This window comes from Plantibacter sp. CFBP 8804 (genome assembly GCF_014841225.1).
Classification (GTDB): domain Bacteria; phylum Actinomycetota; class Actinomycetes; order Actinomycetales; family Microbacteriaceae; genus Plantibacter; species Plantibacter auratus.
Genome location: NZ_JACYTU010000009.1, coordinates 44,435 through 65,363, shown reverse-complemented (window position 1 = coordinate 65,363; position 20,929 = coordinate 44,435). Strand labels below are relative to the sequence as shown.

The following is a 20,929-nucleotide window of genomic DNA, read 5'->3' as shown; positions in this document are numbered from 1 at the left end:
CTGCATCATCGCCCAGCGGATCTTTGTTCCGTCGTGCCTGCTTTCGCTCGGCGATCAGGTGGTGACGACGAGCTTGCCTGAGTGCGTACCGTGTTCCATGTCGCGGTGGGCTTGCACGATGTCCTCGAGCGAATAGACCTGTGCAATGGGCACTCGCGCGGTGCCGGCTGCCACCGCCTCCAGGAATTCCTGCAGCACCGGAGAGGGAAGGTCGCTGGCTTCACCGGAGTATGCGGTGAGGCGGACCCCATTGGGAATGACATCCATCGGGTAGAAGTCCGGAATGGTCCAGACATCGGAGAGCATCCCGGTGAATGACACCGTTCCGTGAACGGCGGTGGCTCGGAGCGTGTCGGGCAGCGTGTCGGTACCGATGAGCTCGACGGCGCCGTGAACACCGCTCGGGATGATCGCGCGGACGTCCGCGGCGATGTTGCCTGTGTCGATGACGACATGGTCGGCGCCGGTGCGGTGCAGCAGCTCGGCACGGTCGGGGTTTCGGGTGGTGGCGATGACGGTCATGCCCTGGCCCTTCGCCAGGACGATACATGCGAGTCCGATCGACGACGTGCCACCCCGGATGAGGAGCGTGTCGCCCGGACGGGCGCCCACGCCCACCGTGAGCGACCCGTGCGCGGTTTGCAGCATCTCGGGGATCGCACCGAGGGTTGCCCACTCGAGGGTGCTGACGAAAGGCAGGACATTGCCGGCCGGGACGAGGGTGTACTCGGCATAGCCGCCGTCGAAGTCACGACCCATCCCTCCCATGAGCGCGGCGACCTGGGTACCGACTTCGTACTCTCCGCCGGGCGCTGCCTCCACGATTCCCACCGCCTCGATCCCAGGCACGCGCGGGAAGCTTCCGAAGTCGCCCATCCCACGTCGGAAGTGCAGCTCGGACCGATTCAGCCCGAAGGCCTGAACCTGGATCAGCACCTGACCTGCCTCGGGAGTGGGTATCGGGATGTCACGAAGCTGCAGAACCTCTGGTCCGCCCGGGGCCTCGATGACCACGGCCCGCATCCACCGAGTCATCTCGCAACCTCCAACGCGGCCTGCACCCGTCCCAGCGCTGCGATTCCGATGGTCATCGCCTCGGTGTCAGCGCCGGTCAGCACGCTGTCCAGAGCCTGCGTGAACCGTTCTTGCGTGGTGTTGTACGCGTCGCGTCCTTGGGCCGAGAGCGCGCTCCGCACGCTGCGGCGGTCGGTCGGGTCCGGCGAACGCTCGATGAGACCGTCGGCCGCAAGACGATCGAGGAGCCGACTGGATGCGGCGATCGATGTCCCGACGCCGGTCGCGACATCCTGCACGCGTGCGCCGGCCGGCGACGCCTCGATGACCCGCAACACTTCCAAACGCGCCAGACTCAACACCCCCTCGCCGCGCATCCGTTTCTCGACCAGGTTCCACAGATTGGTCTCGTGCCTCACGAGGGCCGCGAAGTATTCACGGGCACGAGCCGATCGCTCGCTTCCGCCTGTCTCTGGAGCGGCCGTATCGAGGACGGTTACCGGGTTCGCACGCATACCTCCACTCTAGCCGGGTTACTTGACATGTAAAGTAGTTGCTCCACCGCACCGCGCCCCTCGACGATTGGATCTTCGTGACCACCGACCCCAGAACTGCTCTGCACCGGTTTGTCGACTTCATCAACACCGCAGATCCATTGATCGGTCGGGAGGTCATCTCGCCCGACGCGGAGTTCCTCACGCCGTTCTCTTCAGAACCGTTCCGGGGCCTCGACGGGTACCTGCAGATCCTGTCGATCATGCGGAGTGGCTTCTCCGACATCCAGTGGAGGATAGACCGGCTGGTCACCGAGGGAGACGTCGTCGCCGCACGCTTCGAACTCTGCGGCACGCACGACGGCGAGTTCCTCGGCAATCCTCCGACCGGACGGAAGGTCGCCGTGCACGCTACCAACTTCTACCGCTTCACCAACGGGCTGATCGTCGACGAAGTCGGACAGCCAGACCTGGCGGGACTGCTCGGGCAGATCGGGGCGCTTTCGTCTCACAGTCCCGGAGCCGAGTAGGGCGCCGAACCCCCCTTGCGTCGCGAGTACGAGAGCTTGAGGCAAGGGGCTCCCATAGCGCGCCGGAACCCGCGGACGACCGTCCCGAGTCCGTACCGATAACTATGACTATGCACACGCGACGCCCCAGGAGCGAAGTGCCGTCTCATCGTCATGAGCTCCCTCAACTTGCGCCGCTCAGTCACCACCGCGGTGTTCCCGCTTTTCTCACCCGAAATTCGAACACACCAGGTCCAACCGTGTCTCACACTCCCCCGACATCACGCGGAACTTCGCTCCAGTGAGCTCCAGTGAGCCGACAGTTGGTAACTTCGGCTTCCCAAGCTGATAGCGCGGGTTCGATTCCCGTCATCCGCTCCAAGTCCCGCTACGGGCTCGTCGTAGAGTCGACGACATGCCCTCGATTCGAAACATCACCGTCGGCCTTCCCATCCGAGACGGTCACGTACTCGTCTTGAACGGCGTGGACACCGTGAAGAACCAGGCCTTCCACCGCGCGATCGGGGGCGGCATCGAGTTCGGTGAAACCGCTGAAGCCGCCCTGCGCCGAGAGTTCGTCGAGGAGCTCGGCGTCACTCTGGGCCACGTGACCCTGCTCGACGTTGCGGAGAACATCTTCGAATACGAGGGTGAGCCAGGCCATGAGATCGCTCACATCTTCGCCGTCGAGTCGGCCGAGATCGACGCCATCCCGCTCGACGCCCGACTCCACGTCCTGGACGAGGGAAGTCCTGTTCGGTGGGTGTCGATCAGCGAGACCGATCACCCCTTCTACCCGGCAGGTGTCACGCGCCTCCTCCGTTCCCCGGCACTCGCGGCCTCATCGCGCCAGGTCGTTCTCCACATGGACTCGCCGTGACAACACCTGGCCCGGCCACGCTTCAGCCCCGTCGCCGACCGTGAACGTCACGTCACGCTCATAGCCAGCGGCCTCATAGAACCGTACGAGATCCCCCGAGCCTCCCGCGTAGCAGTCGACCCGCATGCGACCGACCCCGGCGGCCTGCGCGCGCTCCTCGGCGAATGCCAGCAATCGGCGACCGGTGCCCTTCACCCGCGGGTCGCGCGAGCCGATCAACACGCGGACGTAGACCTCCGGCTCGGTGGCGGCCGGCACGTACTCGAGCGCCTCGCCCAGCACGAGCGCTCCGCAGACGCCGACCGTGGGATGCTCGGCGACCCAGGCATCGGATGAGGCACACCACTGCTCGACACGCGTGATCCAGCGCTCCTGCCCAGATGCAGGTTCGGTACCCCACTGCCGTGTGTTGCCGATCCGCACGAACCAGGCGATCGCTGCATCGAAGAGTGCCAGCACCGCACCTGCGTCCGCCGGAACGGCCCGACGAATCTTCAACTGCACCCGATCGCCCATGCGCGACGCAGGCTCCAACCCACCCGTCATCGAGCTTTCCCAATACGCTTCGACATGTCGCCTGCTCTCTCGATCCGATGCCAGGTTGGCATGAGTCGCCCACGGGACGCCAACACCTGCAGGGCTTGAGCCGGCGGACTCGACGAGCTCGGGTCAGTCTGTCGAGCGTCGAAGGATGGCCCACCAGATGAGCCCGGCGAGGCCGATCACGAAGAACACCGCACTGAGAATGTAGCCTTCAGCGCTGCCTCCCCCCATGGCCGTGGTGACTGAAACGAGGAACGCTGGCAGCAGTCCGAGGACAGTGATCCAAGCGGCGATCCGCCGCTGCAGCATGCGCCCGCGTGTGGTGGTCATGAGTGGCCTCTCCGGTGTTCGTTTGAGCATCCGCGTCAGACGTCTCCGCTGGACGATCCTCTCATCAAGGCGCTCAGCTGTGCGTCGTGTTCGCCCGCATCTCCTCGACGGTCATCTCGGGCGCACCGCCTGCGGCCGCCTCCGGGTCCATCCAGACGAAGTCCCAGTGGTGGCCGTCGAGGTCGTCGAAGCTCTTCGAGTACATGAAGCCATGGTCCTGCTCGCCTGCAGGTGTAGCCCCGCTCGCGATGGCCTTTTCGAACATCGAATCGACGTCGTCTTTACTCTCGGCACTGAGAGCGAGCTGCACCTCGGTGGAGGTGGTGGCGTCGATGATCGACTTGCTCGTGAACTCCGCAAAGAACTCCCGCGTGAGCAGCATCGCCGTGATCGTGTCGCTGATGACCACGCTGATCGCGTTCTCGTCGCTGAACCCCTCGTTGATCGAGTACCCGAGCGCCTCGAAGAACACCCGTGACCGGGCCAGGTCGCTGACAGGCAGGTTGACGAAGATCATGGTGGACATCGGGGCCGTCTCTCTCGAGGGTGCCGGCGGCTCGTCGCCGTCGATCGCACTCGAATGATGGCGAGGATGCTCGACGACGTCAAGAGTCATCCGACGCGAAGGGGCTCGAGCAGCGCACGCCTGTGGTCACGACGGAACGTCCGCGCACGGATTCACGCCTTCATGTGGTGGACAGCAGCCACCGGACGTTCAAGCACACCACATCCACGAACAATCGCGGTCGACCCCTGGTCGTGAGTGAGCGGGAGACACCGTACCGATGCGGCGCTCAGCGCGGCAGTGGTCGCAGCTGGTCCTCGGTCACGGGGAAGGAGACCTCGTAGTACAGCTGCGTGGCGGTCATGTCACCCCAATCGTCCTTCTTCACCCGGATCCCTGCGGTCGAGACCTCTGCGATCCGGACGCGCAACCAGGAGCCGTCCTCCAGACGAAGCTCGTGCGGGTCGGCGAGATAGCCCATGCCGATCTCGTCGAGCGCCTCCTCGGCATGGAACCAGTCCAGCGCATCGGTTCGCTGACGCCCCAGGAGATCGATGACGACGAACCCCTCACCGACAGGCTTCATCCACCCCAGCCGCTCTCGGTCCTCCGAGCGCCGATGTTCGATCCAGTCCGGTTCCATGCAGCGAGCGTAGCGGCCAACCAGGAACAACGACTGACGGGCCGAACACCCCCCCCGGACGGCACGAGGGGGCCGACTCGAAAGCCGGCCCCCTCGTGCGTCGTACGACGACGAGTGATCAGTGCTCGTCGTAGTGCTCGCCGTGCGCCGCGTGCTGGTGGCCGTCGTGCACGTAGTCGACGTGACCGTCGTGGTCGACGGCGTCGTGACCGCACGCCGCACCGTGCTCGTGGTCGGCGACGGTGTGCTCGGCGACGCTCTCGTGCTCGTCGTAGTGACCGTCGTGCAGAGCGTGGTGGTGCGTGCCGTGCACGTAGTCGGTGTGGTCGTCGTGCTGGACGGCTTCGTGGCCGCAGTCCGTTCCGTGCTCGTGCTCGGTGACGGAGTGCTCGGCGTGGATGTCAGTCGTGCTCATGATTGCCTTTCGAAGGAAGAGATCGGATGTCGCGACGGGCGGCGACGCGTCATCAGTACATCTCATTCATAAGCGAATTGCAATACATGCAGCTAATCGATAGTGGTTCTCGCTATCCCTCGAGGGCGTGCTGCACGGCATCGTCGACGATGTGCGAGACGTGCACGTCAGCGACGTCGTAGTGCGCCTCTCGGCCGATCCGCTGCACCGAGACCAGGCCGGCTGATCGCAGCGTCCGCAGGTGCTGCGAGACCAACGGCTGCGACAACTGACTCTGCTCGGCGAGCTGACCGACCGTGGACGTGCCGGCGGCCAGGATGCGCAGCAACCGCAACCGCGAGGAGGAGGACAGGGCCTTGAACAACTCGGCAGCGGGTTCGAGATCCTCGTTCATCTATACATATAAGCAGATGTGAATGCATCAGGATCGCCTGAACCCTCGAAGACCCCGTTCGACGTCCGCCCGATGGATCATCACTCTGACGATTAGGCTGGGCGACTGTGCTCGATGGACCGCTGATCGCCGAATGGCTCCCCGTCTCGGTGGCTGCGCTCGTCCTCCTCCTCGTCGCGGCGGGAGTGGCCGGCTGGGTCGACGCGGTCGTCGGCGGCGGCGGACTCATCCAGTTGCCCGCGCTCGTCATCGCCGTACCGAGCGATGTCGCGACCCCCTTCATCCTGGGTACGAACAAGCTGTCATCGTTCTTCGGCACCCTGTCGGCGAGCTGGGTGTACCTGCGCAAGATCAGGGTGCAGTTCGTGCTTCTGGTGCCCCTCGTCGCCGGCGCATACGCCGGGTCGACCGTCGGTGCAGCCTTGTCGCGGTACGTCCCTCGCGACGTGTTGACGCCCATCGTGCTCGTGGCCGTGATCGCTGTGGCGCTGTACACCCTCTTCAAGCCGACCATGGGCCTGCACCACGAACCCCGCCATGACCGCGCCACCGCCGTCGCCTGGCGGGCGGCGTTGATCGGGCTGCTGGTGGGCTTCTACGACGGCATCCTCGGACCGGGAACGGGTTCGTTCTTCGTCATCCTCATCGTCGGCGTGCTCGGGTACGGCTTCCTGCAAGCCAGCGTCAACGCGAAGATCGCCAACCTCACCACGAACCTCGCCGCTCTCGTCGTGTACGGGGTGCATGGCGAGGTCCTGCTCGCGCTCGGTCTCGCCATGGCCGTCATGAACGTCACCGGAGGGTTCATCGGCGCCCGTATGGCGACGAAACACGGAAGCGGCTTCGTGCGGATCGTGTTCCTGGTGACCCTGTCCATCCTCATCGTGAAGCTGGCCTGGGACACCGTGGTGCAGTTCACCGGTTCATGATGCACCCGGCAGAGCGACCTCGCCGGCGGGTGTTCCGAGCAGTCGCCTCGTCCAGTCGGCCAGGGCCGCGATGGCGGCCCGCGAGATGGCGGCTCTCGGCACCATGCTCGTGAAGCCGTGGAACGCCCCCGGCCAGACGTGCAGTTCCGCGTCGCCACCCGCAGCCCACATCGCACTGGCAAAGGCGACCGTCTCGTCACGGAACACCTCGGCGCTGCCACAGTCGAGGTAGGTGCGCGGAAGCCCGGTGAGATCGGTCGCCCGCGCCGGCGCGGCGGAGATGGAAACGTCCTCACCGGCGCGACGGTGTCCGAGATAGGCCTCCCAGCCGAACCGGGTCATCTGCCGATCTGCGACCCCGACCCCGTCGATCTGCATCGTCGACACGGTGGCATCCCGATCGTCGAGCATCGGCGAGACGAGGATCTGCCCGAAGAGGGCCGGCCCACGGCGGTCCCGGGCGAGCAGGGCGGTGCCGGCCGCGAGCCCGCCGCCAGCGCTCTGCCCGGCGATCACGATGCGGTCCGGGTCGATACCGAGTTCATCCGCGTGCTCCGCGACCCAGACGAGTCCGGCGTAGCAGTCCTCGACCGGGTACGGGTCGGGGTACTCGGGGGCGAGGCGGTAGTCGACGCTGATGAGCACGACGTCGTGGTCGTTCAGGAGCCAGTCGTCGTAGGACTCGAGGTTGCCGAGGTGATGACCGAACATCATCCCTCCGCCATGGATCGTATAGACCGCCGTCGTCGCGCCGGAGCGCCCGATCCGCTGGACGACAGCGAGCGTGATCGGATCCCCGAGATGGCCGGGCACCGTGAGGGAGCGCCGCTCGAACCCGCGCGAGCGCAGCCGTTCGTCGAGGGCCTCCTCGGTCGTGTCGAGGCCGCGCATCCGCGGCAGCATCTCGGTCGTCAGCCTGAACGGCCCGCGCGCCTCGAGCGCGGCGAGGAAGGGGGTGAGTTCGGGATCGAACGGGGGACGGGGCATGAGGTCAGACATGGGATGGCTCCTGGGTTGCGGGCTGAGATGGGACGTGATGTGAACGGAGGACACCGACAGCCACGAGGGCTGCAGCGAGGACGGCGATGGTCGATCCCGCAATGAGGATCGCTTGCTGGAACGACGCGACGAGGGCCGGGGTGAAGTACTCGGTCGTGATGCCGCCGCCGACGACCGCAGCGAGGATCGTCCCGGTCGCGGCGATCCCGACAGCGGTGGCGATCTCGCTCGCGGTGTCGACCAGGGCCGCACCGATGGACGTGCGGTCCGCGGGAAGCCCGCGAAGGACGTTGTTGCCGGCGACGGCTCCGACCACCCGCATCCCGGCGGCGACGAGGATGAGTGCGACGAGCACCCACGGGTAGCCGAACCGGCTCAGCAGCGCGAACACGGCGAGCCCCGAGACGACCGCGGCGGCGCTCATCCATGCCGCACGATCGAGTCCCACGCGGTGCACGAACGGGCCGACGAAGCGACCGCTCGCCAAGAGCACCACGACCTGCGGGAGCATCGCGACAGCGGCCAAGGCCGGCGGCCACCCCCAGGCGAACTGCAGCTGCAGGGTCGCCAGGTACGACAAGCCGGCCATCGCCAGCCCGGCGGCGGCCTTGTACGCCAAGCCGGAGGCCACGAGCGGCTGAGCCACGAGACGAAGATCCAGCAACGGGTGGCGGGCGGTGCGCTCCCTGACGACGAAGCCGATCGCGGCGGTCACCGTTGCCGCAGCCGCGCCCCAGGCCGCAGGGACGTCGGTGCCGGCGACGAACAGGGTCGGGGTGAAGAGGACGCCGACGACGGTCGCGGTCCCGAGCGCAGCGCCGAGCACATCGATCCGGTCTCGGTGAAGGTGCGACCACTCGTCGGCACCGATCCCGGCGCGGATCCCGATCCAGGCGATCACCGCGATCGGGGCGTTGGCGACGATGAGCACCTGCCACGGCGCCACGGCGAGCACGAAGCCGCCGATCGTCGGCCCGGCGGCGAGGCCGACCAGCCCAGCGGTCGAGATGACCGTCAGCGCGCGGACACGCAGGTCGTCCCGGTCGAACAGGCGGAACGCCAACGCCATCGATCCCGGAGTCGTCATCGCCGCGGCGACGCCCATCAGGGCGCGTACGGCGATCAACTGCTCCACCGAGCCCACGAACACGGTCAAGACGCTGACGACGGCGAGCAGCGTCAGACCGACGAGCATGACCCGACGCCGACCGAACCGGTCGGCGACCGCACCGAAGAGCAACATCAGTCCGCCGAACGTGACCGAGTACGCGCCCGACACCCACTGCAGTGACGCGGTTGAAGCGGTGAGGTCACGGCCGATGGTCGGGAGCGCGACGTTCAGGACGGAGTTGTCGAGCATCTCGAACAGGAACACGCCCGAGAGGCCGGCCAGCGCGACCCACGCGTCGCGGAGGCGTGGCGGCGAGTCTTCGACAGCCGTGGAGGTTGAGGGTTCGAGCATGGGCGCACTCCTTCGATGAAGAAGTGGCGACTCCCACGAGACGCTTGTGCGTTTCCGCCGGCCGAAGCACGACGGGATTTTTCCCTCTGCGACGAGGGTACCTCATCATCGCCCTCTCGTGGCGCTCGCGGATCAGCGCAGATACGCGTCGACCATGAACGGACCCCGGATGGCCCTGAGCGTATCGACCAACCGGTCGAGCGCGCGTCGGTTCCACGACGAGAGCTGGAGATCGAAGGGCCCGAGGGGCTCGAGCTTCCCGGTGCGAAGGCGGACCACCTCCCAGCCGGCGGACCGCAACGCGCGGTCCTTTCGTCGATCCACTTCCTCGCGGCGTCCGACGTGCTCGAGGCCGTGCCGGCCGATGCTGTCGTACTCGATGGCGATGCGCAGTTCCGGGTAGACCAGGTCGGGCCACACCTCCAGGTGTTGGAAGAACGGACGCTGCACTCGCACCGCGTTCAGTCCCTCCGTCAGCGCCAGCCGCTCATGGACGTCCGCGCGCAGCTGGGCCTCGACAGCGGACGCCGGTTTCGGCGCGCACACAGACGAGAAGGCCTCCCCCACCGGCAGGTCAGGGGTCTTCTCGCACAGCGACGGTTTCGGGCGCGCACGACGCTCCCGGACGATCCCGGCGACTGCGGGCACCGGATCGGTCACCGACTCCCGCATCGGCAGTGCGACGACCCTCGACGGATCGGCCTCGTCGGAACACTCCGGGCACCACGCGCTGCGGCGACGCTCGCGGCCGGGCCGCGAGCGCTGCTCGGCCGGCGTTGCGACGAACCGGTGCCCCCGGTCGCACTGCCACTGCAGCAGGACGTCGGCCGCGGGCGGCACCTGGCTCAGGACGATGCCGGCGTTGAGATCCGCATGGTACTGACGCCACAGCGCTGGGAACGACGCCCAGGCCTGCCGGTACGCGCCCACCGGGTACGGCGTGTCGAGGCCCTTCGACCATTGACGGCGGGCCCACCACGCTTCCACACGTTCCGGCACGAGCCGAACCTACGACGGGCCCCCGACACCGGCCACGACTGAGGACGCAGTGGTCGTCACCCCGGCGCCCCGACTCGACCTTCAGACCGCGAAGTCGCTCGGCCACCCGTGGTCGGCGAGCGACCGGCGGACACGCTCCACGTCCTCGTCACTCGGCAGCTCCGCGGTGACCCGCGCGATCGCGGTGGCGACGTCGACCCGACTGAGCGACGTGTCGCCCTCGGCCGCGAGGCGCGCACCCACCTCGGCCACCTCGGCGTCGCTCAGCCGCCGACGGAGGAGCGCCACGAGCGGGACGAAGTCCTGGTCGGGGAATCCTGCGGGATACCCGGCTCGGAGCCAGCGCACGATGCGGGCGACCAGCCCTCCGCGTTCCTCGAGGAGGGTCGCGCGCGCATCCCGACCGGCGTCGTCCTGGTCAGTCGCCACCGCGCGGACGTCGTCCGGGCTGCCGAGCGGCCAGCCCGCGCTCGCGAGCCGGGCGGAGACGCGGACGAGGTCCTCCGGGAGCGCCGGACCGAGGAGGAGCTGTTCGACACGCGCCCGCAGACGATCGTGGCCGACCGGCTCACCGCTCGCATCGGCGTTCTCCGCCTCGACGAGCAGTCCCTCGACGACCTGGTCCAGCTCCTCGGGGGTGAGGCTCCGTCGGAGGATGCCGAGCAGCGGCACGTAGTCGTGCTCGGGCACGCCCGTCGGGTATCCGGCGCGGAGCCAGCCGACGACACGCGCCACCACACCGGACCCGTGGGCGGTGAGGTCTGTCCCGTTCTCGGATGACATCCTCAGTCCTTCGGCGTGAAGGTCGGGAACACGTGGTCGAAGTTGACCTCCTGCCCCAGACCGGTGGCCACGATGATCGTGAGTCCGACCAGCACTGCGGCGACGACGACGGCGAAGCACAGCACGCCGATGGCCCGGAGGAGCGCCGACGGGATCGTCGGCGCGGCCGACCCGCTCCGGTCGTCGGACCCGGCGCCTCCGGCGACCGCGAACGAGCGGACACCCAGCGCGAAGAGCGCGGGAAGCCCGGCGCCGAGCACGAGCGCGATGACGGCCACCTGGGCGGCGGCTTCGAGGAAGAGCATGAACATGTCCGACGTCCTTACGCTGCGGTCTTCTGCGACGAGCGGGCGGGGGCGTCCTGCCAGTCGTCGTTCACGTTGTGGGATCCGATGCTGTCGCGGCGCGACCGCAGGTAGATGGCGAGCGCGACACCCACGAGGATCGCGACCATGAGGATTCCGCCGATCGCCCCGCCCGCGAGGTGACCGACCCACCACATCACCGCGCCCATGAGCGCGGCGGCCGGGAGGGTGATGATCCAGGCGACGACCATCCGCAGGGCCACCCGCCAGCGCACCTGCGCACCTGGCCGTCCGACCCCGGAGCCGAGGATCGATCCGGTCGCGACGTGCGTGGTGCTGAGGGCGAAGCCGAGGTGGCTCGAGGCGAGGATGACGGCGGCGGAGGAGCTCTCGGCGGCCATGCCCTGCGGTGTGTTCAACTCCACGATGCCCTTGCCGACGGTGCGGATGATCCGCCACCCGCCGATGTACGTGCCGAGCGAGATCGCGAGGGCACAGGCGAGCTTCACCCAGAGTGGGACCGACTCGGTGTCGTCCCAGCCGCCGGCAGCGATGAGCGCGAGGGTGATGACGCCCATCGTCTTCTGTGCGTCGTTCGTGCCGTGGGCGAGCGAGACGAGCGACGCGCTGCCGATCTGCCCGATCCGGAAGCCGCGGTGGAGCCGCCCCTGGGCGAGGTTGCCGATGACGCGGAAGACGAGCCAGGTGCCGATCGCAGCCACCGCGCCGGCGAGCAACGGCGACATGAGCGCCGGGAGGATGACCTTGCCGACGACGCCGTCGAGCTTCGAGCCGTCACCGGCCCAGTTCACGCCGTTCAGGCCGAGGCCTGCGAGCGTCGAGCCGATGAGCCCGCCGAAGAGCGCGTGCGACGAGCTCGACGGAAGACCGAGCAGCCAGGTGAGCAGGTTCCAGATGATGCCACCGATGAGCCCGGCGAGCACGATCAGCAGGAGCGCCGAGCCGCCGCCCTCCAGCAGCGCCGGATCGGGAGCTCCCGACGAGTCCTGGATCTTCACGACCGCGTTCGTGACGGTGAGCGCGACTTCGATGCTCAGGAACGCGCCCACGAGGTTCAGCGCCGCCGAGAGGGTGACCGCGACCTTCGGCGGCAGCGCACCGGTGGCGATCGAGGTGGCCATCGCATTCGCCGTGTCGTGGAAGCCGTTGGTGAAGTCGAAGGCGAGCGCCGTGATCACGACGAGCGAGAGCAGGATGATGGGGTCCACGGCGACGAGCTTGCTCCTCGATCGCTGGATCGACAACGGGTGAGCGGGCGGATTCACCCGTTGTTCACGTTCCGTGGAAGCCGACTCCCTCCATGGCGAGCGAGTCGGTCATCGGCCTCCTGGCCCGCTAGGACGTCGGATGATCGGCGTCCTCGACGACCGCGACCTCCACGCCGGCGGCACGCAGTCGATCGAGCACCGCAGGAGGGGCCGAAGCGTCGGTGACGAGGACGTCGACGTCTTCGAGCGCACACACGATGGCCATGGAGCGGAGGGAGAACTTCGACCCTTCCGCGATCAGGATGACGCGCGCCGCCGACGCGATGATCGCCTGCTTGATCGCGGCGTCGCCCAGGTCGAACGCCGTCACGCCGGCCGACGGATCAGCTGCACAGCAGGTCAGGATGGCCGTGTCGAAGCGGAGTGAAGCGATGGTCCGCTCCGCGATGGGCCCCACGATCGTCCCCTCCGCGCCGCGCACGGTTCCACCCGAGAGGACCAGACTGACCGTCTGACTGGACGACAACGCGGCGATGCCCTGCACCGACAGTGGCATCGCTGTCACCCTACGGTGGGCGAGTTCGGCGGCTGCGGCGGCCCCCGTGGTTCCACTGTCGACGACCACCGCTTCACCGTCGTCGATGTAGGCCACAGCTGCAGCTGCAAGCCGCGCCTTCAGTCCTTCGTCATCGACCGCTCGAACGGAGAAGGGCAGCCCCTCCCCATGCAGGGCGGTCCCGACAGCACCACCCCTGACCCGCCGCAACGCACCGACCGCGGCAAGATGCTCGAGGTCGCGTCGGACGGTCATCGCCGACGTGCTCAACTGCTTGGCGAGCTCGTCGACCTGGACGCGGCCGGAGCGACGGAGCTCATCGAGGATCTCGCGGTGCCGGACTTCCATCTGCATGGACATATCGTACCCGATGTGTTCGAATGAACATTGTGAATGTTCAAAACTCGCCTCGTCCGATCACCATCAAGGATGTCGCTCGCCTGGCGGGCGTCTCGCACTCCACCGTTTCGCGAGTGCTCAACGGAGTCGACCTCGTCACACCTGCGACGCGAGCGCGGGTGCTGGAAGCCATCGACTCCTCTGGATGGACCCCTGATGAGACCGCAGCCGCGCTTGCACGCCGCAAGACGCCCAGACCCGGGCCGATGTCCTGAAGCCGCACCACCCGGTTCGACAACGCCCGTCCAAGCCCATTCCGTGTCACCGCACCCGACCGCCCTTCCAGATCGGAACAGCCCCATGACCACGTCCTCTCTCCGGAGCACGCCACCGTCCGCGTCCCTGGACGCCCGACACGCTCGAGTCGCCGTCAGTGTCCTGTTCTTCACGAACGGCGCACTGATCGCCAACATCCTCCCGCGGTACCCGCAGATCAAGGCGGATCTCGACCTGACCAACGCCGCCTTCGGCGCCGCGGTGGCCGCCTACCCTTTGGGTGCGCTCATCGCCGGGCTCAGCGCAGGACTCCTCATCCGCCGCTTCCGCTCCTCCCGTGTCGCCATCGCCGCGACGCTCGTCACTGCCGCCGGACTGCTGCTCACCGGAGTCGCGCCCGGCTGGCTCATCCTCGCCCTCGCCCTCTTCCTGGCCGGCGCCATGGACTCCATCACCGATGTCGCGCAGAACTCGCACGGCCTTCGCGTGCAACGTCTCTACGGACGGTCGATCATCAACTCGTTCCACGCCGTCTGGTCCGTGGGCGCCGTGACCGGAGGCGCGATGGGCGCCGTCGCCGCGCAACTCGAGGTACCCCTGCTGATCCACTTGACCATCTCCGGCGGGCTGTTCGGGATGGCAGCCCTGCTGTCCTACCGCTGGCTCCTGACCGGCGCCGAACCGGACCTCGGCGCCGAGACCATGCTGAACTCGAATGGCGACAGCCGGCCGGAATCGGGCGCCACACCGACGGATGCGCCGAAGGCCCTCGGCCTCGTGGCTCGCTACAGCGTCCTGCTCGCCCTCGTCGCCATCGCCTCCGCCGGGGCCATCGTCGAAGACGCGGGGAGCTCCTGGTCCGCGATCTACCTCTCCGACAGCCTCGGAGCATCCGCCTTCGTCGCCGGTCTCGGGTTCATCTCACTGCAGGGGATGCAATTCGTCGGGCGCGTGTTCGGCGACCGCATGACCGACCGGTTCGGCCAGCGGACGATGGCCCGCGGTGGCGGTGTCCTCGTCCTCGTCGGCATGGGTGCTGCGCTCGCCTTCCCGAGCGTCATCGGCACCATCATCGGCTTCGGTATCGCGGGCTTCGGTGTCGCCACCCTCATCCCCTCGGCCATGCAGAACGCCGATGAGATCCCCGGCTTCCGCCCCGGCAGCGGGCTGACCATCATCGGCTGGCTCCTGCGGCTGGGGTTCCTCCTGTCCCCGCCCCTCGTCGGGGCGATCGCCGACGCCACGGCACTCCGATTCGGACTGATAGTGGTCCCCGCCGCTGGTCTGCTCGTGCTGCTCTTCGCCCGGGTCCTCTCGACGCGTCACCGCTGAGCGCCCAGGACGGTCACCCCCGTCCGGACACCGGCGGACAGCGCGAGTCCTCGCGCCGCAGGATGATGGGTCCATGTGGGATACGACGTCGCGAACGTTCGAGCTGCTGGGGATGCTCCAGCGCAACGGGTTCGTGGCCAGCGAGCGCCTCGCGCGCGACCTCGGGGTGACGACCAGGACCGTGCGTCGAGACGTGGCCCGGCTCCGCGATCTCGGCTACCCGATCGACACGCGCCTGGGCATCGACGGCGGGTACTCGATCGAGACCGGTGCGGTGCTCCCACCGATCTTCCTGTCGACCGAGGAGGCACTCGCGTGCGCGCTCGCGCTTCGGCGGTGGAAGGAGGACGCCGACCAGACCCTCGCCACCAGCTCGCTCGAGAAGGTCGCTGCGTCCCTGCCACCCCGGGTGCGCTGGGTGCTCGACGCGGTGGCGGAGGTCACCGTCGATGCCCCGGTGGACGGTCTGGATCCGATCGATCACCCGGCGGTCGACATCGGTCTCCTCGGCGAGTTGGCGAGGTCGTGTCTGCTCCGACGTCGAGTAGAGTTCCGGTACACCGGGCGAGACGGCGACTCGAGACCGCGCCGGGTCGAGCCGCGCGCCCTGGTCAACACCGTGCGGCGCTGGTACGTCGTGGCCTTCGACATCGACGCCGACGACTGGCGCACGTTCCGCGTCGACCGGATCTCCGACCTCGTGGTGTCCGAGCTGCCGGCCAGGACGCGGGTCCTCCCCGACGCGGACCTCGAGGGTTGGGTCACGCGACGGCTCCAGCTCGGATGGCAACAGGTCAGCGCCACCGTCCGCGTGCACGCCCCGAGCGAAGCGGTGCGGCGGTGGGTCGCTCCGGCCTGGGGATCCGTCCAAGCCGAGTCCCCCGAGGTCACGGTGGTGCGCGCGGGAGCAGACAGCTACGACGCGATCGCCAGATGGCTCCTGCTGATGCAGGCCGACGTCGAAGTCGTCGAACCCGACGAGCTGCGCAACGCGTTCGACCGGGTGGCCGAGCAAGCACACCGAGCCGGCCGGCCCAGCTCGGGCGGGCCGAACCAGCAGGCCGACCCGCCCAGTGCTACCGGAGCGGCCTGAAGAACTCGGACAGATCGTCCATGAGGAGCGCCGGCTCTTCGAGGGCGGCGAAGTGGCCGCCGCGGTCGGTGACGTCGGTCCACCGCGTGATGGTGTTCTCGCGCTCGGCGTAACGGCGGATCCCGACGTCGTGCGCGAACATGATCGCGCCCGTCGGAACGCCGGACGGTTCGCTGACCGCTCCCCACGCCGAATGCTGCGCGTATCCGATGTACGCGGCGGTGCTGGCCGTCCCGGTGAACCAGTACAGCGACACGTTGGTCAGGATGCGATCGAGGTCGATGATCGTCTCCGGGAGCGCCTCGCGGGGCATCGTCCACGCCTGGAACTTGTCGATGATCCACGCCAGCTGGCCGGCCGGTGAGTCGGCGAGCCCCGCCGCGATCGTCTGGGGGCGCGTGGACTGGATCGCGATGTAGCCGAACTCGTCCTGCATGAAGGTCTGAACCCGCCCGAGACGGTCGAGCTCCAGCGGGGCGAAGGCGGCGAGGTCCGCTTCACTTGGAGCTCCCAACGGCATGCCCATCGAGCCGTTGACGTGCACACCGACCACGCGCGTCGGTGCCGCTCTCGCGACCTCGGGCGACACGGCAGCCCCGATGTCCCCGCCCTGCACGCCGTACCGTTCGTAGCCGAGCCGTTCCATGAGCGTCGCCCAGGTCCGTCCGATACGAGCCGCATCCCATCCACCCTCGGCGACCGGGCTCGAGAATCCGAATCCGGGCAGGGAGGGGATGACCACATCGAAAACGTCTGCGGCGTCCCGTCCGTGCGCTTCCGGATCGGTGAGCGGGCCGACGAGGTCCAGGAACTCGACGAACGAGCCCGGCCAGCCGTGCGTCAGCACCAGCGGCAGCGCCCCCTCCACCGACGAGCGGACGTGCAGGAAGTGGATGGTCTGCCCGTCGATCACCGTCGTGAACTGCGGGAACTCGTTCAACGCCGCCTGCTGCGCCCTCCAGTCGAAGGTCTCAGCCCAGTAGGCGACCAGTCTGCGGAGGTAGCCGACCGGAACTCCCGTCGCCCAGTCGTCGCCCGGCAGGGCCGGTGGGAACCGTGTCTCCCTGAGCCGGCGTCCGAGCTCGTCCACCGCACTCGCGGGGATGTCGATTCGAAACGGCTGGATATCGGCGTGCATCACAGGTTCCCTCCATCGCGTGCGGGCTCGAGCGAGCCACGTCACAGGAGCGACGATAGGAACGAACGAGGACACGACCTGTCCTCGGCTGAGATGCACGACGCGACGGACAGCGATGAGTGCGATGCTCGATTCATGCCATGGCCTGTGATCGAACCGCTGGTGTCCGAGCGCCTCACGCTGGAGCCGTTGTCGCTCGACCATGCCCCGTCGATGGTCGACGTCCTCTCCGACCCCTCCCTGTACACGTTCACCGGCGGAGAGCCGCCGACGCTCGACGCACTCTCCACTCGATATGCCGCCCAGATCCGCGGGCCGGCCGACGGCTCGCAAGCCTGGTTCAACTGGATCGCGAGGCGGCACGACACCGGCGCGCTCATCGGGTTCGTCCAGGCCACCGTGACGTCCCAGGGCCAGGACACGCTGGCCGAGATCGCGTGGGTCGTCGATCCAGCCCACCAACGCCAAGGCTTCGCCTCCGAAGCGACGGCCGCCCTGATCGGTTGGCTGCACGCTCGAGGGGTCACCCGGCTCACCGCGCACATCCATCCGGAGCACACTGCGTCTCAGCGGGTGGCACACCGCCAAGACCTCCGTCCGACATCGAGCATCGAGGACGGCGAGGTCCGTTGGGAATCGCCGACTCACGACGATCTCTCCTGAAGCCGAGGGTCCGGTTCGGCGCGCCCGATAGCCTGTCTCCACCGAATCCAGCCCGATCGCTCCCGGAGAATCGACCATGACGCACACGCTCGACGCACAGCTCGACAGCATCTTCGCGGCTCGAGACCGGGCTGACATGGGTCCGACCATCGAAGCGCTGCTGCCCATTTACGACGAGCACCCTCACCACCCGAGAGTCCTCTACGAGCTCGGTGGCGCCTACGACACCGCGGGCGAGGAGGCGAGGGCGCTCGACCTCTACGAGCGGGCCATGGAGAGCGGCCTGGCGGGAGACATTCGTCGCCGTTGCTACCTCCAGTACGGAAGCACCCTCCGCAACCTCGACCGGATCGATGAGTCGCTGGAGGTCTTCGCACGGGCGCGTGCAGAGTTCCCGGGGTCAGTCGCGCTCGGAGCATTCGAAGCCCTCACCCTCCACGCCTCCGGGCGGTCGAACGCCGCGCTGTCGAGCCTCCTCGAACTCCTGGCCGAGCACGTCGACGCGGCTGAGCTCACGCGTTACAAGCCGTCCCTGCGAGGCAACGCCGAGTACCTCCGGTCACTGGACGAGGAGCCCCGGTCCACGACGGAGGACTGACGGCGCCGACGCCCCCAGACCATCGGCCTCACGTCTTCACACCGCCTGGACGATGAGGACAACCCCGAATGCGACGATCAGACCGTTGCCGACGATGGCCGTCCACTTCCGGAACGACGCGCCCGTCCTGCGCCGGAGTCCGGCTCCGAGCGCGACCAGCAGCGCCTGCCAGCCGAAGGATGCGAGCCCGACACCCGCGATGAAGGCGACCGCCGTCGACCCTGACTCCGTGAACTCGGCCAGCCCGGTCAGGATCGCCGCGAAGTACACGAGGGTGGCCGGGTTGATCGCCGTCAGGCCGAGGAAGAGCAGGTAGCGCTGACGCGCGGTGCCCGAGCGCTCAGCGGACCGTTCCCCTGCTGACGGCTTCGCACGGAGGCCCTGCAGGAGACCGTGCGCTCCGAGCGCGATGACGGCGACACCACCGAGGAGCTGCGGCCAGGGAGACCAGCCGCTCACGATGGGACCGGCGAGCGCACCGGCAGCGACGGCGGCCGAGCAGTACGCCACGTCCACCGTCGCCACGGCGACGGCAGCAGGCAGTCCACTGCGCAACCCGCGCGTGATGCCCTCCTGCAGGAGCAGGATCCCGATCGCACCGAGCGGAGCAGCCAGCGCGAGGCCGGCGACGGAACCGGCGAAGAGAGCGAGGAGGACATCCATGCCGACGACTCTGGCGCAGCGCGACGGTAGCGACGGTGCGTTCTGGCAGTGAGACGGCATACTGTGTCGCATGGACGATCTCGACAGTGAAATCATCGACGTGCTCCAGGTGAACGCGAGGATTTCGTTCAGTGAGCTCGGTCGCCAGATCGGCTTGAGCACGAATGCGACGGCGGCCCGTGTGCGTCGCCTGGAGCACAGCGGCGTCATCACCGGGTACCGCGCGATCCTCGGCTCCGATGCCCCGGTCGCCGAGGACGGCCTGGAGGCGTTCATCGACGTCCGACTCGACCCCTCGCGCAAGTCGGAGGAGTTCCTGGAGTGGACCCGTCGGATCCCCGAGATCAGAGACGCGGTGCACGTCACCGGCGCCTACGACTACCTCGTCCACATCCGTGTCGCCGGCACCGCCGCCCTCGACCGCCTCCTCCGCAGCATGAAGAACGACGGAGGGGCGACCCACACGCAGACGCGGCTGGCGCTCCGGTAGACCCGAAACCCGAATCCGTCCTGCCGGCGCAGATACCATCGCATTGACCGTCCAGCGAAGAGGAGGAGCCGTCATGTCCACGGATGAGAAGCGACCGTATGTGCCGTTGCGGGACCTGGTCGGCGATCTGACTGCCGCTCCGCTCCCTGAGGGCACACAGGCCGAGGCGATCTTCATGATGGTGAAGCTGGACGACGGTTCATGGTGCGTCAGGTCGATCGGAGACACCTACAACGCCGCGGAGTTCTTCAAGGAGCTGAACGGCTACACGCACGCCGTCACGATGACGACCGCGCGCGAGTGGGTCGATGACGAGGACGACGCCATTTAACTCAGCGATGCCCCATCTCCCCGCGACAGTTCAGCGAGCGCGCTGGGCGCGGGCCTCCCATTCAGCGTGCGACAGGAACGGCTCGCCTACCGGCCGGACGACGATCCCGGTCCGCGGGTCGACCTGGTCGAACTCCTGATACTTGAGCCTGAGCGTCGTGTAGCCCGCGCGGCGTTCCCGCTGATCTGCTCGCTTGAACGCCGCTTCGACGGCGTAGCTCACGACGATCAGGATGACCGTTGCGGCGAAGGGAACATCCCACGCAGCTCCGACCACCAGCATGATGGAACTGGAAACACCCGCGATGACCAGGAGTATGCAGACGGCCAAGAACGTCCTCGCCCAGATCCAGGCGGAGATCGGCACGACCAATGCATACCGCTTCACGAACGCATCCTCCACCTGTCTTGACCGGAGCCCCGATCGAGCACGGACGGTGTGATCACGCTACCGCGGCCTGTCTCTACACCGGCGCGAGGGGTTCGAGGGCTCCGTCCGGCAGTTCCACGGAGATCGGATCACCTGGCTGCACAACGCCACCGACGAGTACGACGCCCATGACTCCCGTCTTGCGGACGGTGCGCCCCTCTGCGTCCGTACCGACGACCTGCTTGAGCAGGCCCGGTTCGAAGCGGTCGATCTGGACACACGGATTCCGAAGCCCCATCACCTCGACGACGGCATCGGTTCCGAGTCGGAGCACTGCACCCGCGGGGAGGTCGAGGAGGTCCAGCCCCTCGGTGGTGATGTTCTCGCCCAGCTCACCCGGGGTGAGGTCGGCGTCCACCTCCGCGAACAGCTCCTGGTGGATGAGGTGGACCTGCCGGAGGTTGGGCTGCGTGGGATCGCGTCTCACCCGGGATCGATGCTGCACCGTCGCACCGAAATGCGCGTCTCCCTCGACACCCAGCCCGGCGACGAGCGTGATCGCGTCCCGTCGCGGCTTGGAGAAACGGTGCTCATCGTCGCTGCTGACCGAGACGACACGGGCGTTTGTCATCACCCCAGTGTGCACGG

At 67.8% G+C, this 20,929-nt stretch carries 29 protein-coding genes; 10 read left to right on the top strand and 19 right to left on the bottom strand.

The genetic code is table 11. From position 1 onward, the window contains the following. Positions 1-54: 54 nt before the first annotated feature. Together IFU11_RS14890 and IFU11_RS14885 are read right to left on the bottom strand one after the other, a co-directional pair. Positions 55-1,023 carry a zinc-binding alcohol dehydrogenase family protein gene (locus tag IFU11_RS14890; RefSeq protein ID WP_244631823.1) on the bottom strand — a complete coding sequence of 323 codons (969 nt, stop codon included), beginning with the start codon at positions 1,021-1,023 and terminating at the stop codon, positions 55-57. Between the two features lie 8 nt (positions 1,024-1,031). Next, entirely contained in the window at positions 1,032-1,529 is a 498-nt protein-coding gene (locus IFU11_RS14885; RefSeq protein ID WP_191940276.1) for a MarR family winged helix-turn-helix transcriptional regulator, read from the bottom strand. A gap of 77 nt (positions 1,530-1,606) precedes the next feature. Between IFU11_RS14885 and IFU11_RS14880 the strand changes: the two genes are divergently transcribed. Beyond that, the gene (locus tag IFU11_RS14880; RefSeq protein WP_191940275.1) at positions 1,607-2,038 is read left to right on the top strand and encodes an ester cyclase; all 432 of its coding nucleotides are present in this window, start codon (positions 1,607-1,609) and stop codon (positions 2,036-2,038) included. A 394-nt stretch (positions 2,039-2,432) separates the two neighbouring features. After that, the gene (locus IFU11_RS14875) at positions 2,433-2,897 is read left to right on the top strand and encodes an NUDIX hydrolase (protein ID WP_191940274.1); all 465 of its coding nucleotides are present in this window, start codon (positions 2,433-2,435) and stop codon (positions 2,895-2,897) included. Here the strand turns inward: IFU11_RS14875 and IFU11_RS14870 are convergent. The 6 genes from IFU11_RS14870 to IFU11_RS14845 all read right to left on the bottom strand — a co-directional run bounded on the left by IFU11_RS14870 (position 2,859) and on the right by IFU11_RS14845 (position 5,727). Further along, positions 2,859-3,413 (bottom strand): GNAT family N-acetyltransferase, encoded by a 555-nt coding sequence (locus IFU11_RS14870; protein WP_191940273.1) that lies wholly within the window; start codon positions 3,411-3,413, stop codon positions 2,859-2,861. The genes IFU11_RS14875 and IFU11_RS14870 overlap by 39 nt on opposite strands. Before the next feature lie 153 nt (positions 3,414-3,566). Continuing rightward, entirely contained in the window at positions 3,567-3,770 is a 204-nt protein-coding gene (locus IFU11_RS14865) for a hypothetical protein (protein WP_192019440.1), read from the bottom strand. A gap of 73 nt (positions 3,771-3,843) precedes the next feature. Then, the gene (locus tag IFU11_RS14860) at positions 3,844-4,296 is read right to left on the bottom strand and encodes a VOC family protein (protein ID WP_192019439.1); all 453 of its coding nucleotides are present in this window, start codon (positions 4,294-4,296) and stop codon (positions 3,844-3,846) included. A gap of 268 nt (positions 4,297-4,564) precedes the next feature. Then, complete coding sequence (locus IFU11_RS14855) at positions 4,565-4,918, bottom strand: hypothetical protein (protein WP_079704759.1); 354 nt, start codon at positions 4,916-4,918, stop codon at positions 4,565-4,567. 118 nt (positions 4,919-5,036) lie between these two features. Then, positions 5,037-5,333: a hypothetical protein gene (locus tag IFU11_RS20325; protein WP_079704758.1), complete on the bottom strand. Its 297-nt coding sequence runs from the start codon at positions 5,331-5,333 to the stop codon at positions 5,037-5,039. 112 nt (positions 5,334-5,445) lie between these two features. Then, positions 5,446-5,727, bottom strand: coding sequence for an ArsR/SmtB family transcription factor (locus tag IFU11_RS14845; RefSeq protein WP_079704757.1), 282 nt, complete (start codon positions 5,725-5,727; stop codon positions 5,446-5,448). Between the two features lie 107 nt (positions 5,728-5,834). Here IFU11_RS14845 and IFU11_RS14840 point away from each other — a divergent pair, with 107 nt between their 5' ends. After that, positions 5,835-6,656: a sulfite exporter TauE/SafE family protein gene (locus IFU11_RS14840; RefSeq protein ID WP_192019438.1), complete on the top strand. Its 822-nt coding sequence runs from the start codon at positions 5,835-5,837 to the stop codon at positions 6,654-6,656. Here the strand turns inward: IFU11_RS14840 and IFU11_RS14835 are convergent. The 7 genes from IFU11_RS14835 to IFU11_RS14805 form a co-directional block, all read right to left on the bottom strand. Beyond that, positions 6,651-7,655: an alpha/beta hydrolase gene (locus tag IFU11_RS14835; RefSeq protein WP_137242552.1), complete on the bottom strand. Its 1,005-nt coding sequence runs from the start codon at positions 7,653-7,655 to the stop codon at positions 6,651-6,653. The two genes, IFU11_RS14840 and IFU11_RS14835, sit on opposite strands and share 6 nt — an antisense overlap. Continuing rightward, positions 7,648-9,117 carry an MFS transporter gene (locus tag IFU11_RS14830; protein WP_192004311.1) on the bottom strand — a complete coding sequence of 490 codons (1,470 nt, stop codon included), beginning with the start codon at positions 9,115-9,117 and terminating at the stop codon, positions 7,648-7,650. Before IFU11_RS14830 ends, IFU11_RS14835 begins: the two co-directional genes overlap by 8 nt. 132 nt (positions 9,118-9,249) lie before the next feature. Next, positions 9,250-10,116 (bottom strand): zinc-ribbon domain-containing protein, encoded by an 867-nt coding sequence (locus tag IFU11_RS14825; protein WP_192019437.1) that lies wholly within the window; start codon positions 10,114-10,116, stop codon positions 9,250-9,252. A gap of 81 nt (positions 10,117-10,197) precedes the next feature. After that, the gene (locus IFU11_RS14820) at positions 10,198-10,899 is read right to left on the bottom strand and encodes a DUF3349 domain-containing protein (protein WP_192004309.1); all 702 of its coding nucleotides are present in this window, start codon (positions 10,897-10,899) and stop codon (positions 10,198-10,200) included. A 2-nt stretch (positions 10,900-10,901) separates the two neighbouring features. Further along, complete coding sequence (locus tag IFU11_RS14815) at positions 10,902-11,210, bottom strand: hypothetical protein (protein ID WP_192004308.1); 309 nt, start codon at positions 11,208-11,210, stop codon at positions 10,902-10,904. An 11-nt stretch (positions 11,211-11,221) separates the two neighbouring features. Continuing rightward, on the bottom strand, positions 11,222-12,433 hold the full coding sequence (locus IFU11_RS14810) for an inorganic phosphate transporter (RefSeq protein WP_192019436.1): 1,212 nt from the start codon (positions 12,431-12,433) through the stop codon (positions 11,222-11,224). A 127-nt stretch (positions 12,434-12,560) separates the two neighbouring features. Next, entirely contained in the window at positions 12,561-13,343 is a 783-nt protein-coding gene (locus IFU11_RS14805) for a DeoR/GlpR family DNA-binding transcription regulator (protein WP_192019435.1), read from the bottom strand. Positions 13,344-13,369: 26 nt separating this feature from the next. On the opposite strand from IFU11_RS14805, the gene IFU11_RS14800 reads away from it, so the two are divergent. The 3 genes from IFU11_RS14800 to IFU11_RS14790 all read left to right on the top strand — a co-directional run bounded on the left by IFU11_RS14800 (position 13,370) and on the right by IFU11_RS14790 (position 16,029). Further along, positions 13,370-13,603 carry a LacI family DNA-binding transcriptional regulator gene (locus IFU11_RS14800; protein ID WP_192019434.1) on the top strand — a complete coding sequence of 78 codons (234 nt, stop codon included), beginning with the start codon at positions 13,370-13,372 and terminating at the stop codon, positions 13,601-13,603. 85 nt (positions 13,604-13,688) lie between these two features. Continuing rightward, on the top strand, positions 13,689-14,936 hold the full coding sequence (locus IFU11_RS14795) for an MFS transporter (RefSeq protein ID WP_192019433.1): 1,248 nt from the start codon (positions 13,689-13,691) through the stop codon (positions 14,934-14,936). Between the two features lie 73 nt (positions 14,937-15,009). Then, on the top strand, positions 15,010-16,029 hold the full coding sequence (locus tag IFU11_RS14790; RefSeq protein WP_192019432.1) for a helix-turn-helix transcriptional regulator: 1,020 nt from the start codon (positions 15,010-15,012) through the stop codon (positions 16,027-16,029). Here IFU11_RS14790 and IFU11_RS14785 read toward each other — a convergent pair. Then, the gene (locus tag IFU11_RS14785) at positions 16,013-17,167 is read right to left on the bottom strand and encodes an epoxide hydrolase family protein (RefSeq protein WP_192019431.1); all 1,155 of its coding nucleotides are present in this window, start codon (positions 17,165-17,167) and stop codon (positions 16,013-16,015) included. The genes IFU11_RS14790 and IFU11_RS14785 overlap by 17 nt on opposite strands. 135 nt (positions 17,168-17,302) lie before the next feature. On the opposite strand from IFU11_RS14785, the gene IFU11_RS14780 reads away from it, so the two are divergent. Then, positions 17,303-17,830: a GNAT family N-acetyltransferase gene (locus tag IFU11_RS14780; protein WP_192019430.1), complete on the top strand. Its 528-nt coding sequence runs from the start codon at positions 17,303-17,305 to the stop codon at positions 17,828-17,830. 76 nt (positions 17,831-17,906) lie between these two features. Beyond that, positions 17,907-18,428 (top strand): tetratricopeptide repeat protein, encoded by a 522-nt coding sequence (locus IFU11_RS14775; protein WP_192019429.1) that lies wholly within the window; start codon positions 17,907-17,909, stop codon positions 18,426-18,428. 36 nt (positions 18,429-18,464) lie between these two features. Here IFU11_RS14775 and IFU11_RS14770 read toward each other — a convergent pair whose 3' ends face one another. After that, complete coding sequence (locus IFU11_RS14770) at positions 18,465-19,091, bottom strand: LysE family transporter (RefSeq protein ID WP_192019428.1); 627 nt, start codon at positions 19,089-19,091, stop codon at positions 18,465-18,467. A gap of 70 nt (positions 19,092-19,161) precedes the next feature. Between IFU11_RS14770 and IFU11_RS14765 the strand changes: the two genes are divergently transcribed. Next, entirely contained in the window at positions 19,162-19,581 is a 420-nt protein-coding gene (locus IFU11_RS14765; protein ID WP_192019427.1) for an Lrp/AsnC family transcriptional regulator, read from the top strand. A gap of 73 nt (positions 19,582-19,654) precedes the next feature. Next, positions 19,655-19,912, top strand: a complete 258-nt coding sequence (locus tag IFU11_RS14760) for a hypothetical protein (RefSeq protein ID WP_192019426.1) — start codon at positions 19,655-19,657, stop codon at positions 19,910-19,912. A gap of 30 nt (positions 19,913-19,942) precedes the next feature. Here the strand turns inward: IFU11_RS14760 and IFU11_RS14755 are convergent, their stop codons facing one another. Both IFU11_RS14755 and IFU11_RS14750 read right to left on the bottom strand, forming a co-directional pair. Next, on the bottom strand, positions 19,943-20,284 hold the full coding sequence (locus IFU11_RS14755; RefSeq protein WP_207185356.1) for a hypothetical protein: 342 nt from the start codon (positions 20,282-20,284) through the stop codon (positions 19,943-19,945). Between the two features lie 91 nt (positions 20,285-20,375). Beyond that, a complete protein-coding gene (locus IFU11_RS14750; RefSeq protein WP_192019424.1) occupies positions 20,376-20,912 on the bottom strand; it encodes an MOSC domain-containing protein in 537 nt (178 codons plus the stop codon). Between the last annotated feature and the right edge of the window lie 17 nt (positions 20,913-20,929).

What these genes read in the sequence shown, in the direction of transcription:
- IFU11_RS14785 (WP_192019431.1), bottom strand. Translation starts at nt 17,167, where the DNA reads ATGCACGCCGATATCCAGCCGTTTCGAATCGACATCCCCGCGAGTGCG.
- IFU11_RS14885 (WP_191940276.1), bottom strand. Translation starts at nt 1,529, where the DNA reads ATGCGTGCGAACCCGGTAACCGTCCTCGATACGGCCGCTCCAGAGACA.
- IFU11_RS14795 (WP_192019433.1), top strand. Translation starts at nt 13,689, where the DNA reads ATGACCACGTCCTCTCTCCGGAGCACGCCACCGTCCGCGTCCCTGGAC.
- IFU11_RS14860 (WP_192019439.1), bottom strand. Translation starts at nt 4,296, where the DNA reads ATGTCCACCATGATCTTCGTCAACCTGCCTGTCAGCGACCTGGCCCGG.
- IFU11_RS14805 (WP_192019435.1), bottom strand. Translation starts at nt 13,343, where the DNA reads ATGCAGATGGAAGTCCGGCACCGCGAGATCCTCGATGAGCTCCGTCGC.
- IFU11_RS14865 (WP_192019440.1), bottom strand. Translation starts at nt 3,770, where the DNA reads ATGACCACCACACGCGGGCGCATGCTGCAGCGGCGGATCGCCGCTTGG.
- IFU11_RS14760 (WP_192019426.1), top strand. Translation starts at nt 19,655, where the DNA reads ATGTCCACGGATGAGAAGCGACCGTATGTGCCGTTGCGGGACCTGGTC.
- IFU11_RS14845 (WP_079704757.1), bottom strand. Translation starts at nt 5,727, where the DNA reads ATGAACGAGGATCTCGAACCCGCTGCCGAGTTGTTCAAGGCCCTGTCC.
- IFU11_RS14820 (WP_192004309.1), bottom strand. Translation starts at nt 10,899, where the DNA reads ATGTCATCCGAGAACGGGACAGACCTCACCGCCCACGGGTCCGGTGTG.
- IFU11_RS14855 (WP_079704759.1), bottom strand. Translation starts at nt 4,918, where the DNA reads ATGGAACCGGACTGGATCGAACATCGGCGCTCGGAGGACCGAGAGCGG.
- IFU11_RS14775 (WP_192019429.1), top strand. Translation starts at nt 17,907, where the DNA reads ATGACGCACACGCTCGACGCACAGCTCGACAGCATCTTCGCGGCTCGA.
- IFU11_RS14800 (WP_192019434.1), top strand. Translation starts at nt 13,370, where the DNA reads ATGAACATTGTGAATGTTCAAAACTCGCCTCGTCCGATCACCATCAAG.
- IFU11_RS14750 (WP_192019424.1), bottom strand. Translation starts at nt 20,912, where the DNA reads ATGACAAACGCCCGTGTCGTCTCGGTCAGCAGCGACGATGAGCACCGT.
- IFU11_RS14890 (WP_244631823.1), bottom strand. Translation starts at nt 1,023, where the DNA reads ATGCGGGCCGTGGTCATCGAGGCCCCGGGCGGACCAGAGGTTCTGCAG.
- IFU11_RS14835 (WP_137242552.1), bottom strand. Translation starts at nt 7,655, where the DNA reads ATGTCTGACCTCATGCCCCGTCCCCCGTTCGATCCCGAACTCACCCCC.
- IFU11_RS14875 (WP_191940274.1), top strand. Translation starts at nt 2,433, where the DNA reads ATGCCCTCGATTCGAAACATCACCGTCGGCCTTCCCATCCGAGACGGT.
- IFU11_RS14780 (WP_192019430.1), top strand. Translation starts at nt 17,303, where the DNA reads ATGCCATGGCCTGTGATCGAACCGCTGGTGTCCGAGCGCCTCACGCTG.
- IFU11_RS14790 (WP_192019432.1), top strand. Translation starts at nt 15,010, where the DNA reads ATGTGGGATACGACGTCGCGAACGTTCGAGCTGCTGGGGATGCTCCAG.
- IFU11_RS14770 (WP_192019428.1), bottom strand. Translation starts at nt 19,091, where the DNA reads ATGGATGTCCTCCTCGCTCTCTTCGCCGGTTCCGTCGCCGGCCTCGCG.
- IFU11_RS14765 (WP_192019427.1), top strand. Translation starts at nt 19,162, where the DNA reads ATGGACGATCTCGACAGTGAAATCATCGACGTGCTCCAGGTGAACGCG.
- IFU11_RS20325 (WP_079704758.1), bottom strand. Translation starts at nt 5,333, where the DNA reads ATGAGCACGACTGACATCCACGCCGAGCACTCCGTCACCGAGCACGAG.
- IFU11_RS14870 (WP_191940273.1), bottom strand. Translation starts at nt 3,413, where the DNA reads ATGGGCGATCGGGTGCAGTTGAAGATTCGTCGGGCCGTTCCGGCGGAC.
- IFU11_RS14815 (WP_192004308.1), bottom strand. Translation starts at nt 11,210, where the DNA reads ATGTTCATGCTCTTCCTCGAAGCCGCCGCCCAGGTGGCCGTCATCGCG.
- IFU11_RS14830 (WP_192004311.1), bottom strand. Translation starts at nt 9,117, where the DNA reads ATGCTCGAACCCTCAACCTCCACGGCTGTCGAAGACTCGCCGCCACGC.